We start from the raw sequence: 12,511 nt of genomic DNA on the forward strand, positions 1-12,511 counted from the left end.
CCTGCACGCGGACCACGAACAGAACGCGTCGACCTCGACCGTGCGTCTCGCCGGTTCGTCGGGTGCGAATCCGTTCGCCTGTATCGCCGCGGGTATCGCCTGTCTGTGGGGCCCGGCGCACGGCGGCGCGAACGAAGCCGCGCTGAACATGCTGGAAGAAATCGGCTCGGTCGACAACATTCCTGAGTTCATCAGGCAGGTGAAGGACAAGAACTCGGGCGTGAAGCTGATGGGCTTCGGTCACCGCGTCTACAAGAACTACGATCCGCGCGCGAAGCTGATGCGCGAAACCTGCCACGAAGTGCTGGAAGAGCTGGGCCTGCACGACGACCCGCTGTTCAAGCTGGCGATGGCACTGGAAAAGATCGCGCTGGAAGACGAGTATTTCGTGTCGCGCAAGCTGTACCCGAACGTCGACTTCTACTCGGGCATCGTGCAGCGCGCACTCGGCATCCCGACCTCGATGTTCACGTGTATCTTCGCGATGGCGCGTACGGTCGGCTGGATTGCACAGTGGAACGAAATGATCGCCGATCCGGAACAGAAGATTGGCCGTCCGCGTCAGCTGTTCATCGGCGAGACGCAACGTGAAGCGAAGCCGCTTGCGCAACGTTGAGCGGGTTTGAGTCTGCGTAGTTCGTAGCGGTTGGTTTGCTGCGAGCGAGCGGAGAGTTCACGCTGAAAGTGAAACGCCCCAACGGGTTCACCGTTGGGGCGTTTTGTTTTGTAGCTACAGCAACGTGACGTACATCTCATCCGCGCCGTGGTGCGCAAAAAACGAGGCGTATCTGAAGCGCCAGTTGCCGAGCTTCCTGCGCGGCGAAAGCCCGCCGGATTTTCCCACCGATCACTTCGAGACGGACTTCATCGGCCGCGCTCAGGAGAGCGACCTGACGCCGTTGGGGCGTGCGCAACTCGGCTTCGATCTCGCGCGTTAAACATGCGAATGCGTGACGGCGCATTACGCCGCCATCACACTCATCACGCTTGCCGGGTAACGTCGATACAGGTATCGGCACTACCACCCAACTCCCTGTTTTTTATCGGTTTTCTCGCTGATTGAAGGGCCCACGGCGGGGCGCTGCGTGGCATAATCGACCGACACAGTCAGCCCGCAGTCATTACTACCCCGCATACCATGGCACAGACTCTCTACGACAAATTGTGGAACACGCACGTGGTCCACACGGAAGAAGACGGCACGACGATTCTCTATATCGACCGTCACCTGCTGCACGAAGTGACCAGCCCTCAGGCGTTCGAAGGCCTGAAGCTGGCTGAGCGTCCGGTGTGGCGCATCAGCGCTAACCTGGCGGTCTCGGACCACAACGTCCCGACCACGGACCGCAGCCACGGCATCGCTGATCCGGTCTCCAGGCTGCAAGTCGACACGCTCGACTCGAACTGCGACGCCTACGGCATCACGCAGTTCAAGATGAACGACCTGCGTCAGGGCATCGTGCACATCATCGGGCCGGAGCAGGGCGCCACGCTGCCGGGCATGACGATCGTCTGCGGCGACTCGCACACGTCCACGCACGGCGCGTTCGGCGCACTGGCGCATGGCATCGGCACGTCGGAAGTGGAGCACGTGCTGGCCACGCAAACGCTCTTGCAGAAGAAGAGCAAGAACATGCTGGTGAAGGTCGAAGGCCCGCTGCCGCGCGGCTGCACCGCGAAAGACATCGTGCTCGCGATCATCGGCAAGATCGGCACGGCGGGCGGCACCGGCTACGCGATCGAATTCGGCGGTTCGACGATTCGCGCGTTGTCCATGGAAGGCCGCATGACGGTCTGCAACATGGCGATCGAAGCAGGCGCGCGCGCCGGCATGGTCGCGGTCGACGACACCACCATCGACTACCTGAAGGGCCGTCCGTTCTCGCCGCAAGGCGTCGAGTGGGATCACGCGGTCGAGTACTGGAAGCAGTTCAGGTCGGACGACAGCGCGCAATTCGATCGCGTGGTCGAACTGAGCGCCGCGGAAATCGTGCCGCAAGTCACGTGGGGCACGTCGCCGGAAATGGTCACGGCCGTGGACGGCCACGTGCCGGATCCGGAACGCGAAAAAGACCCGGTCAAGCGCGACGCGATGGAACGCGCGCTGAAGTACATGGCGCTCGAACCGAATGCGCCAATCGAGTCGATCAAGCCGGATAAAATCTTCATCGGCTCGTGCACCAACGCGCGCATTGAAGACATTCGCGCCGCGGCTTACGTCGTGAAGAAGCTGGGCCGCCGCGTCGCGCCGAACATCCGGCTGGCCATGGTGGTGCCGGGTTCGGGTCTGGTGAAGGCGCAGGCGGAACGCGAAGGCCTCGACAAGGTCTTTACCGATGCTGGTTTCGAATGGCGCGAGCCGGGTTGCTCGATGTGTCTCGCGATGAACGCCGACCGGCTGGATCCGGGCGAGCGTTGCGCGTCCACGTCGAATCGCAATTTCGAAGGTCGTCAGGGCGCCGGTGGCCGTACCCACCTCGTGAGCCCCGCAATGGCTGCGGCTGCGGCCATCGAAGGGCATTTCGTCGATATTCGCAAGCTTGGATAAATCGCATGATGAAGAACATGAATCGCATCACTCTATTGCGCCGCTTTGCACTCGGTGCGCTGGCCGGGCTACTACTTGGTCTGGCCGGCTGCAACACGGTGCACGGATTCGGCGAGGATATGTCGCACCTCGGCAATTCGATCAGCAATCACGCTGATAAATAAGCGGTTTTTGATTTTTGCCGGCGATGCGGCGAACGGCTTTCCGGCCGCGAGCCGCATCGCCCGGTCTTGAAACAGGCGCAAGCGTCATGGATAAATTCATCGTACACACCGGCGTCGTGGCGCCGCTCGATCGCGAGAACGTCGACACGGACGCGATCATTCCGAAGCAATTCCTGAAGTCGATCAAGCGCACGGGTTTCGGTCCGAACGCGTTCGACGAATGGCGTTACCTCGACCATGGCGAACCGGGCCAGGACAACTCGAAGCGTCCGCTAAATCCGGACTTCGTGCTGAATCAGCCGCGTTATCAGGGCGCTTCGGTGCTGCTGGCGCGCAAGAACTTCGGCTGCGGCAGCTCGCGTGAGCACGCGCCGTGGGCGTTGCAGCAATACGGCTTTCGCGCGCTGATCGCGCCGAGCTTCGCCGACATTTTCTATAACAACTGCTTCAAGAACGGCGTGCTGCCGATCGTGCTGACCGAACAGCAAGTCGATCACCTGTTCAACGAAACGTACGCGTTCAACGGCTTCAAGCTGACTGTCGACCTCGAAGCGCAAGTCGTGCGCACGTCGGACGGCGGCACCGAGTATCCGTTCGAAGTCGCGGCGTTCCGCAAGTACTGCTTGCTGAACGGTTTCGACGATATCGGCCTCACGCTGCGTCACGCGGACAAGATCCGCCAGTTCGAAGCGGAGCGCATCGCGAAGCAGCCGTGGCTGAATCACCGCATCGTCGGTTGAACGTGTGAGGGCCAGGCAAGGCCCGCTCGGTGATTCACGCTCAAAAGTCTCGAAGAACATCATCAAGGAATTCGCATGAAGATCGCAGTGTTGCCGGGCGACGGCATCGGTCCCGAAATCGTCAAGGAGGCCGTCAAGGTCCTGAACGTACTCGGCGAAAAGTTCGAACTCGAAGAAGCGCCGGTTGGCGGCGCGGGCTACGAAGCGAAGGGCCACCCGTTGCCCGATTCGACGCTGGCGCTGGCGAAGCAAGCCGACGCGATCCTGTTCGGCGCGGTCGGCGACTGGAAGTACGACAAGCTCGAACGCGCGCTGCGCCCGGAGCAGGCGATTCTCGGTCTGCGCAAGCATCTGCAACTGTTCGCGAACTTCCGTCCGGCGATCTGCTATCCGCAACTCACCGGCGCGTCGTCGTTGAAGGAAGAGATCGTGTCGGGTCTCGACATCCTGATCGTGCGCGAACTGAACGGCGACATCTACTTCGGCGCGCCGCGCGGCGTGCGCGAGGCGCCGGACGGCCTGTTCGCCGGCGCAAAGGAAGGCTTCGACACGATGCGTTATGCGGAACCCGAAGTGCGCCGCATTGCGCATGTCGCGTTCCAGGCGGCGCAAAAGCGCGGCAAGAAGCTGACTTCGGTCGATAAAGCCAACGTGCTCGAAACGTCGCAGTTCTGGAAAGACGTGATGATCGACGTGTCGAAGGAATACGCGGACGTCGAGCTGTCGCACATGTACGTCGACAACGCGGCGATGCAGCTGGTGAAGGCGCCGAAGTCGTTCGACGTGATCGTCACCGGCAACATGTTCGGCGACATCCTGTCCGACGAGGCCGCCATGCTGACGGGTTCGATCGGCATGCTGCCGTCGGCGTCGCTCGACAAGAACAACAAGGGCTTGTACGAGCCGTCGCACGGCTCCGCGCCGGACATCGCCGGCAAGGGCGTGGCTAATCCGCTCGCGACCATCCTGTCGGCGGCGATGATGCTGCGCTATTCGCTGAACAAGGCGGAGCAGGCGGACCGCATCGAAACCGCGGTGAAAAAGGTGCTCGAGCAGGGCTATCGCACCGGCGACATTCTCACGCCGGGTTGCAAGCAGGTCGGCACAGTCGCGATGGGCGACGCCGTCGTCGCAGCGCTGTAAGGCGAGTCAGGCTCAAAGCAGTAATTGGGTCGTCAAACGGCCTTTAATACGCAAATCGGCCTCGAAACAGGCCGATTTGCGCGCAATACGGACGGCAGCGGCGAATGACGTCGCCGGATTCCGGTTTTCGTGTATATTGTAGCGATGGCGCAGATCTCCCAAATCTCCTCGATTTCCAAACTGCACGGCAAAACGGCCCGTGTGGTTGAGTTCGCCATTACCACCAAAGCGCTCATTAAAGCGATTACCCCGAAAACGATCACGAAACGCTGATCGTCCGTCGTGCCCGCTCATCTTCCCCGCGCGGTCACTGCGGGCAAAGATGCGGGGAAGTTTCCATTCGAAGGGTATGAAGTCATGAACGTAGGTCTCGTAGGTTGGCGCGGCATGGTCGGCAGCGTCCTGATGCAGCGTATGCGGCAGGAAGGCGATTTCGACTTGATCGAACCGGTGTTTTTCAGCACCAGCAACGCGGGTGGCAACGCGCCGTCGTTCGCCAAAAACGAGACCAAGCTCAAAGATGCGACAAGCATCGACGACCTGAAGAAGTGCGAAGCGATCATCTCCTGCCAGGGCGGTGACTACACCAACGACGTGTTCCCGAAGCTGCGCGCAGCGGGCTGGAACGGCTACTGGATCGACGCGGCTTCGTCGCTGCGCATGAAGGACGACGCGGTCATCATTCTCGATCCGGTCAACCTCGACGTGATCAAGAACGCGCTGGTCAAGGGCCAGAAGAATTTCATCGGCGGCAATTGCACGGTCAGCCTGATGCTGATGGCGCTCGGCGGCCTATTCCGCGAGAACCTCGTCGACTGGATGACGGCCATGACATATCAGGCCGCTTCGGGCGCGGGCGCGCAGAACATGCGCGAACTGCTGCAGCAAATGGGCACGTTGTATGGTGCGGCCAAAGAAGACCTGGCTGATCCGTCGTCGGCGATTCTCGACATCGACCGCCGCGTGCTGAGCGCGATGAACAGCGATCGCATGCCCACCGACAACTTCGGCGTGCCGCTCGCCGGCTCGCTGATTCCGTGGATCGACAAGGATCTCGGCAACGGCATGTCGAAGGAAGAATGGAAGGGCGGCGCCGAAACCAACAAGATTCTCGGCAAGCCGGCCATGGGCACGCCGGGTTCGATCCCGGTCGACGGTCTGTGCGTGCGGATCGGCGCAATGCGCTGCCACTCGCAGGCGTTGACCATCAAGCTGAACAAGGACGTGCCGCTGGATGAAGTGAACAGCATCCTCGCGTCGGGCAACGACTGGGTCAAGGTGGTGCCGAACGAACGCGAAGCGTCGATGCGCGATCTCTCCCCGGCGGTGGTGACGGGCACGCTGACGGTGCCGGTCGGCCGGGTGCGCAAGCTTGCGATGGACGGCGAATATCTGTCGGCCTTCACGGTCGGCGATCAGCTGCTGTGGGGCGCTGCCGAACCGCTGCGTCGGATGCTTCGCATTGTGCTCGACAAGTAAAGTAAACTACGCGCTCACGACGCGTAGAAACTCATGAAGCGTCGCGCTTGCGCGGCGCTTTTTTCATTGTGTGCTCCGATTATCTTGTCTCCTTCCAACCGCAAAAAAGGCTGCGCGCTGACGCGCCAGGAGTCCCGATGAACCTTCGACTCTCGTCCATTCGGGCTATGTTCATTCATCAAGATAAGGGCCGTTTGACGGGCCACGCCGCAGGCGCGGCCGCTTTGGCTTTGGCGCTGGCCACCGCGGGCGTGGGCAGCGCGATTGCCGCGCCAGGCGATGCCGCGAGCGCGCCTGATGCCGCTTCCGTTTCGTACGCGGCCGGTAGCCAGTACACAGTGCGGCCCGGGCAGTCGTTGAACGACGTGGCGATTGCCGTCACGCAGTCGCACGACCGGGCAACGCTCGTACGCGCGTCGCGCGCGTTGTTCGATGCGAATCCGAACGCGTTCATGGGCCATGATCCGAGCCGGATGCGAGTAGGAGCGGTGTTGGTGGTGCCGGCGCTGGACGCGTCCGGGGCTTTGGCGGCTTCGTCGGCGGGTGCTCAAGGCGCTGCGGCGGCTTCCGCACCGAGTACGGCGGTGGCGACTGACGCGGCGAGCGGCGTGGCCCAGGTCAACGCTGCAGCGGCAAGCGCGGCAAGTGCCGCGGCGCCGGTTGCGCCTGCGGTTTCGGGGAAGGCCAGCGCGGCGGCCGAGGCAAGCTCGGCGGCGGTGGGCGGCGCGGCTGCGTCGTCGGCATTGGCAGCGGGTTCGCAGGCGGCGGCGTCGCCGGTGGGCGGCGCGCATGAGTGGTCCGGCTCGATTCAACCGTCGGCGAGCGAGCCTGCCGTGGGCGGACAGACACCGGCCGGGACGGCTCCGGCGACCGCTGCGGTACAGTCGGCGTCGCAACCGCGGGCGCAGGTCTCCAGTTTGCAGCAATTGCTTGCGCTGAAAAACCGCGTGCTGATGGAGTTGCAGAAGCATGGAATTGGCGGTGCGCCGGTGGCTACCAGCGGCACGGTGTCGGCGAGCGCAGTGCAGCCGGTGGCGGGTGCGTCCTCGGCGGCACCGGCGGTGTCCGGTCATGGGGCTGCGGCGGTTGTTCCCGCGTCGAATAGTGGCGGGATGTCGCAAAGGGATTTGAGCATCGCGGCGGCGGTTGGCGCCGCATTGGTTGTGCTGCTGGCAGCTCTGCGCATGAGTCGGCGTAAGCGCGAGCGTGTTGCGTCGGCGGAAGCTGCGTCGGCAGATGGCGAAGTGACGGCGTCGGCGCGGGCAAGCGACCCGCAGGATATCGTTGCGGCACGCGGGCAGACCGCTGTGCGCGAAGCGCCGGGCGCGGACGACGGCGACGCAGTGCGGCATGCGGCGGCGCTGGCGGTAGCTGAACGTGCGGCCGCTGAACAGGCAGAGGCGGAACGCGCAGCAGCGGAGCGTGCAGCGGCCGAAGGGGCAGAGGCGGAACGTACAGCAGCGGAACGCGTAGCGGCCGAACGGGCAGAGGCGGGACGCGCAGCAGCGGAACGCCTAGCGGCCGAACAGGCACACGCGGCACGCGCAGCAGCCGAACGCGCAGCAGCCGAACAAGCGGCGGCAGAACAAGCGGCGGCAGAACACGCAGCGGCAGAACACGCAGCGGCGGAGCGAGCACGACAACAAGCAATGGCCGAGCGCGCCACAGCAGAACACTTACCCACTACTCACGAACCCCATACAGACTCCCCCGTACCGGACCCCAATCCGCTCCAGCGCGACTGGCAGGAACACCACGCGTCGCCCGCACCCTTCGAACCAGTGCAACCGGCCGCGATCGCCGTCCCGCCCGCTGAGAGTGATTCCACATCGGAACCTCGCCCCGCTGCGCATGAAGAAAACTTCGACGGCGCGACCACGGCAGCAAGCCTCGCAGCCGCCGCGGAACTTGGCGCCGAAGCCTTGCCGCTGACACCACTGGAACCGGTCGACGAAGCCTTGCAGCCAGAAGAGCCTGCTCACCGTTTGCGATGGAATGACGAGCCGTCGCCGCGCGCGTCGGCCGCACCGCAAGAACCGGCGACCGAGCCGCAGAATCATCTGAACGCCCCACCACCTGTGATCGACTTCACGCAACAACGCATTGAGCCGCACACGGCTCCCCCGTTTGGCCAGCCGTACCGCGACGTGTCGGCGGATCCGCTCCCCGAAACGTCGGCGCACGCTCAACCTGCGTCCGCCGTGCCGACCGAATTCCCGCGCGACGCCGTCGACGCGTTCGGCAGTCTCGACATGCCGCTGCCGCCGCGCGTTGAGTCACTCGCCGATAGCATCCAGGCTCCCGCGTCGCTGACGACGCAGCCGGTCGCCTCGCCCGAAACCACCGCGCAACAGGCCTTCGCACCGCACGAACCGGACGACGCCCCGCATGTCGCCGATGAGATCGCCGCCGGCACGGCCGGCCACGCGGCCGTCGCAGGCCTCGGCGCGGCCGGCTTAGGCGCGGCCAGCTTCGGCGCGTTGAAGCTCGACTTCGACCTCGAGTTACCGCCGAGCCCGGCTCAGCCGTTACCGGCGTTTACGCAGGCCGATCTGGTCCGTATTGCGCGCAACAAGCTCGATCTGGCGTCCGAATACATCGAACTCGGCGATCTGTCCGGCGCACGCGCGCTCATCAACGAAGTGATCGAGGCGAACGATCCGGCCACGCGCACCGCCGCCCGCGCGCTGCTCTCGACGCTGGCACCGTTGTCGTGAAGCGGATTGCACTAGGCGTCCAGTACGACGGCGCGGCATTCGGCGGTTGGCAGTCGCAACCGCACGGCAATACCGTGCAGAACGTACTTGAACGGGCACTGCGCGAATTCGCGCAGACGCCCTTGCACACCGTGGTGGCGGGCCGCACGGATGCGGGTGTGCATGGGCTTGGGCAAGTCGTGCATTTCGACACCGAACTCGATCGCGCGGATATTTCCTGGGTTCGCGGCACCAACGCGTTTCTGCCGAAGACGATCGCCGTGCAATGGGCCAAGCCGATGCCCGACGAGTTCCACGCGCGCTTTTCGGCGTTCGAGCGGACCTATTACTACGTCCTTTACGTCAGTCCGGTACGCTCGCCGATGCTCGCGACGCGGGCCGGTTGGGTGCATATGCCGCTCGACGTCGGCGCGATGCGGGCCGCTGTCGCTCATCTGATCGGCGAGCACGATTTCTCCGCGTTCCGTTCGTCGCAATGTCAGTCGAAAACGCCGACCAAGCATCTGTATCAGATCGACGTTCAACAGCAAGGTAACTTCGTCCATTTCCGCTTTCGGGCGAATGCGTTCCTGCATCACATGGTGCGCAACCTGATGGGCTGCCTGATCGAAATCGGTCGGGGTCGTCGCCCGTCTGAGTGGATGGCCGACGTGCTCGCGAGCCGCAGCCGTGACTGCGCCGCGCCGACCTTCATGCCGGACGGCTTGTATCTGGCGCAAGTGGGCTATCCTGAGGAATTCGCGGTGCCTGCGCCGCAAACGGGCAGCGTGCCGTGGAGTACTGTATGGACCGAGCAACCGGAAACATGAAAGCAAGCGCTAACCTGCCGAACGACGCCGATGCCGCCGCCGCGGCAAAGCAGCACAGCGTGCCGCATCGCACACGCATCAAACTGTGTGGGCTGTCGAAGCCGGAAGACGTCGCCCACGCGATCGATCTCGGCGCCGACGCGATCGGCCTCGTGTTCTATCCGCCGAGCCCGCGCTCGGTCAGCGTCGCGCAGGCGGTCGAACTGGTGCACGATGTGCCGCCGTTCGTGTCGCTCGTGGGCCTGTTCGTCAACGCGACGCCGGATTGGGTCCGCGAAGTCGCAAGCAATGTCGGTCTCACGCTGTTGCAGTTTCATGGCGACGAGACCGCGGAGCAGTGCGAATCGCTCGCCGGCGTTGCGGGTTTGCCTTGGTTGCGCGCGTTGCGAGTTGCGGCGGATACACAGCCGGCCGATTTGGTAGAATCGGCTCTCAAATATTCAGCAGCCAGTGGTCTTCTGTTCGACACCCATGTCGAAGGCTATGGCGGCGGCGGGAAGGTTTTCGATTGGTCACTTATTCCAGCAGAGCTCGCGCGTCGGGCCGTTTTGAGTGGTGGGTTGAACGCGCAAAACGTCAGTGATGCGATCCATCGCGTGCGCCCGTACGCGGTCGATGTCTCGAGCGGCATCGAAGTCGCGGGCGCCAAGGGCGTGAAAGATCACGCCCGGATGGCGGCGTTCGTACGCGCAGTGCGCGCAGCGGATGCCGAATGATTCAGGCCAGCGGTTTTCTCATACGAAAGCCGCCATGCCACACTGAGAAGAGTGATCACCATGTATAACTTGCCTGACGAAAGAGGCCATTTCGGCCAGTTTGGTGGCGTGTTCGTCGCCGAAACGCTGGTTCACGCGTTGGACGAGCTGCGTGAAGCGTACGGGAAATATCAGAAAGACCCTGACTTCATCGCCGAATACGAGCGTGAGTTGAAGTACTTCGTCGGCCGTCCGTCGCCGATTTATCATGCACAGCGCTGGAGCGAACTGCTCGGCGGCGCGCAGGTTTTCCTCAAGCGCGAGGACTTGAATCACACCGGCGCACACAAGATCAACAACGTGATCGGCCAGGCGTTGCTGGCGAAGCGTATGGGCAAACCGCGCGTGATCGCGGAAACCGGCGCCGGCCAGCACGGCGTGGCCACGGCGACCATCGCGGCGCGTTTCGGCATGGAATGCGTGGTCTACATGGGCGCCGAAGACGTACGCCGTCAGGCCGCCAACATGTACCGCATGAAACTGCTCGGCGCGACCGTCATACCAGTCGAATCGGGCTCGCGGACGTTGAAGGACGCGCTGAACGAAGCAATGCGCGACTGGGTGACGAACATCGAAAACACGTTCTACATCATCGGTACGGTGGCTGGGCCGCATCCTTATCCGATGATGGTGCGCGACTTCCAACGCGTGATCGGCGATGAATGCAAGGTGCAGATGCCCGAACTGGTCGGTCGTCAGCCGGATGCCGTGATTGCGTGCGTTGGCGGCGGTTCGAATGCAATGGGTATCTTTTACCCGTATATCGACGACAGTTCGGTGCAGTTGATCGGCGTCGAAGCGGCCGGCGACGGCATCGAAACCGGCCGTCATGCGGCCTCGCTGATCGGCGGCAGCCCCGGTGTTCTGCATGGCAACCGCACGTATCTGCTCCAGGATGAAAACGGCCAGATCATCGAGACGCATTCGGTGTCGGCGGGGCTCGACTATCCGGGTGTCGGTCCTGAGCACGCGTGGCTAAAAGAGAGCAATCGTGCGCAATATGTCGGCATCACCGACGAAGAGGCGCTCAAGGCGTTCCACGATTGCTGCCGCATCGAAGGCATTATTCCGGCACTGGAATCCAGCCACGCGCTGGCCTACGCCGCGAAGCTCGCGCCGACGCTGCCGAAGGACAAGGTCCTTCTGGTCAATCTGTCGGGCCGCGGCGACAAGGACATGCATACGGTCGCTGAGCGATCGGGCATCCAGTTCTGAGCGCCGCGACGATGCGCGACGAGTTCGACGAGCCGCAGCCGGCGATTGAAACTACCAATCCGGCCGCCGAGGTAGCGGCGGCCGCGGCACCTGCACCGTTACTGGCGCAAGTGCCGGCCAGCATCCAGCTGTTGAATCGCGATTTTCTGACCGATGTGGCGAACATTCCTGACGCGTCGATCGATTTGATCGTCTGCGATCCGCCTTATGGGCTGGGCAAGGATTACGGCAACGACTCCGACATGCGTACTGGCGACGATTTCCTCGCCTGGACGCGTAGCTGGCTCGAACTGGCGGTGCCGAAGCTCAAGTCGTCAGGTTCGCTCTACATATTCTGCACGTGGCAGTACTCGCCGGAAATCTTCAGCTTCCTGAAGACAAAACTCATGATGATCAACGAAATCATCTGGGACCGGCGCGTGCCGAGCATGGGCGGCACAGTGCGCCGATTTACCTCGGTGCACGACAACATCGGCTTTTTCGCGATATCGAAGGATTATTTCTTCGATCTCGATCCCGTCCGCATCCCGTACGATGCAGTCACGAAGAAGGCGCGTTCGCGTAAGTTGTTCGAGGGCAGCAAGTGGTTGGAGCTTGGCTATAATCCGAAGGATGTCTGGTCGGTATCGCGCCTGCATCGGCAACACGCCGAGCGCGTCGATCATCCGACCCAGAAGCCGCTGGAAATTGTCGAGCGGATGGTGCTGGCCAGTTGTCCGAAGGGCGGCCGTGTGCTCGACCCATTCATGGGCAGCGGCACCACCGCAGTCGCTTGCACCCGTCAGCAGCGCGAATTCGTCGGCTATGAGATCAATGAAAGTTACTGCGCGATAGCGCGCGAGCGCGTGAGCGCCGCCGCTTCGCCTCCTGTGACTCGTCGGGCTAAAGCCAAAACACAACGGCAGACCGAAGTCCAATGAGCACCGTGCGATGAGCGCGCA

12 protein-coding genes and 1 pseudogene are annotated in these 12,511 nt (G+C 63.0%); 12 read left to right on the plus strand and 1 reads right to left on the minus strand.

The window, feature by feature from the left end; genetic code table 11:
- From HV744_RS27135 to leuB, 6 genes and pseudogenes are all read left to right on the plus strand, one after another.
- The coding region (locus HV744_RS27135) for a citrate/2-methylcitrate synthase (protein ID WP_281363673.1) at positions 1-616 on the plus strand (616 nt) is incomplete at its 5' end.
- Between the two features lie 115 nt (positions 617-731).
- Positions 732-938 (plus strand): annotated as a pseudogene (locus HV744_RS27140) (YbiU family protein); the annotation flags it as partial.
- 200 nt (positions 939-1,138) lie between these two features.
- Positions 1,139-2,548, plus strand: coding sequence for a 3-isopropylmalate dehydratase large subunit (gene leuC, locus HV744_RS27145; protein ID WP_175152455.1), 1,410 nt, complete (start codon positions 1,139-1,141; stop codon positions 2,546-2,548).
- 5 nt (positions 2,549-2,553) lie between these two features.
- Positions 2,554-2,712, plus strand: a complete 159-nt coding sequence (locus HV744_RS27150; protein WP_175152456.1) for an entericidin A/B family lipoprotein — start codon at positions 2,554-2,556, stop codon at positions 2,710-2,712.
- Between the two features lie 86 nt (positions 2,713-2,798).
- The gene (leuD, locus tag HV744_RS27155; RefSeq protein WP_175152457.1) at positions 2,799-3,452 is read left to right on the plus strand and encodes a 3-isopropylmalate dehydratase small subunit; all 654 of its coding nucleotides are present in this window, start codon (positions 2,799-2,801) and stop codon (positions 3,450-3,452) included.
- 75 nt (positions 3,453-3,527) lie between these two features.
- On the plus strand, positions 3,528-4,595 hold the full coding sequence (gene leuB, locus HV744_RS27160; protein WP_175152458.1) for a 3-isopropylmalate dehydrogenase: 1,068 nt from the start codon (positions 3,528-3,530) through the stop codon (positions 4,593-4,595).
- Between the two features lie 12 nt (positions 4,596-4,607).
- On the opposite strand, the gene HV744_RS27165 is transcribed toward leuB, so the two are convergent.
- Positions 4,608-4,889 (minus strand): hypothetical protein, encoded by a 282-nt coding sequence (locus HV744_RS27165; RefSeq protein ID WP_175152459.1) that lies wholly within the window; start codon positions 4,887-4,889, stop codon positions 4,608-4,610.
- 63 nt (positions 4,890-4,952) lie between these two features.
- Here HV744_RS27165 and asd point away from each other — a divergent pair, with 63 nt between their 5' ends.
- The 6 genes from asd to HV744_RS27195 all read left to right on the plus strand — a co-directional run bounded on the left by asd (position 4,953) and on the right by HV744_RS27195 (position 12,490).
- On the plus strand, positions 4,953-6,074 hold the full coding sequence (gene asd, locus HV744_RS27170; RefSeq protein ID WP_175152460.1) for an aspartate-semialdehyde dehydrogenase: 1,122 nt from the start codon (positions 4,953-4,955) through the stop codon (positions 6,072-6,074).
- A gap of 137 nt (positions 6,075-6,211) precedes the next feature.
- Entirely contained in the window at positions 6,212-8,791 is a 2,580-nt protein-coding gene (locus HV744_RS27175) for a FimV/HubP family polar landmark protein (protein ID WP_175152461.1), read from the plus strand.
- Positions 8,788-9,600 carry a tRNA pseudouridine(38-40) synthase TruA gene (gene truA / locus HV744_RS27180; RefSeq protein ID WP_175152462.1) on the plus strand — a complete coding sequence of 271 codons (813 nt, stop codon included), beginning with the start codon at positions 8,788-8,790 and terminating at the stop codon, positions 9,598-9,600. Before HV744_RS27175 ends, truA begins: the two co-directional genes overlap by 4 nt.
- A complete protein-coding gene (locus HV744_RS27185; RefSeq protein ID WP_175152463.1) occupies positions 9,597-10,316 on the plus strand; it encodes a phosphoribosylanthranilate isomerase in 720 nt (239 codons plus the stop codon). Before truA ends, HV744_RS27185 begins: the two co-directional genes overlap by 4 nt.
- A gap of 60 nt (positions 10,317-10,376) precedes the next feature.
- Positions 10,377-11,570: a tryptophan synthase subunit beta gene (trpB, locus tag HV744_RS27190; RefSeq protein WP_175152464.1), complete on the plus strand. Its 1,194-nt coding sequence runs from the start codon at positions 10,377-10,379 to the stop codon at positions 11,568-11,570.
- 11 nt (positions 11,571-11,581) lie between these two features.
- Positions 11,582-12,490 carry a DNA-methyltransferase gene (locus HV744_RS27195; protein ID WP_175152465.1) on the plus strand — a complete coding sequence of 303 codons (909 nt, stop codon included), beginning with the start codon at positions 11,582-11,584 and terminating at the stop codon, positions 12,488-12,490.
- The last annotated feature ends 21 nt before the right edge of the window (positions 12,491-12,511 follow it).

This window comes from Paraburkholderia ultramafica, from assembly GCF_902859915.1.
GTDB lineage: Bacteria > Pseudomonadota > Gammaproteobacteria > Burkholderiales > Burkholderiaceae > Paraburkholderia > Paraburkholderia ultramafica.

Coding starts and splice junctions, on each gene's coding strand:
- leuC (WP_175152455.1), top strand. CDS start 1,139: ATGGCACAGACTCTCTACGACAAATTGTGGAACACGCACGTGGTCCAC.
- HV744_RS27150 (WP_175152456.1), top strand. CDS start 2,554: ATGATGAAGAACATGAATCGCATCACTCTATTGCGCCGCTTTGCACTC.
- leuD (WP_175152457.1), top strand. CDS start 2,799: ATGGATAAATTCATCGTACACACCGGCGTCGTGGCGCCGCTCGATCGC.
- leuB (WP_175152458.1), top strand. CDS start 3,528: ATGAAGATCGCAGTGTTGCCGGGCGACGGCATCGGTCCCGAAATCGTC.
- HV744_RS27165 (WP_175152459.1), bottom strand. CDS start 4,889: ATGAGCGGGCACGACGGACGATCAGCGTTTCGTGATCGTTTTCGGGGT.
- asd (WP_175152460.1), top strand. CDS start 4,953: ATGAACGTAGGTCTCGTAGGTTGGCGCGGCATGGTCGGCAGCGTCCTG.
- HV744_RS27175 (WP_175152461.1), top strand. CDS start 6,212: ATGAACCTTCGACTCTCGTCCATTCGGGCTATGTTCATTCATCAAGAT.
- HV744_RS27185 (WP_175152463.1), top strand. CDS start 9,597: ATGAAAGCAAGCGCTAACCTGCCGAACGACGCCGATGCCGCCGCCGCG.
- trpB (WP_175152464.1), top strand. CDS start 10,377: ATGTATAACTTGCCTGACGAAAGAGGCCATTTCGGCCAGTTTGGTGGC.
- HV744_RS27195 (WP_175152465.1), top strand. CDS start 11,582: ATGCGCGACGAGTTCGACGAGCCGCAGCCGGCGATTGAAACTACCAAT.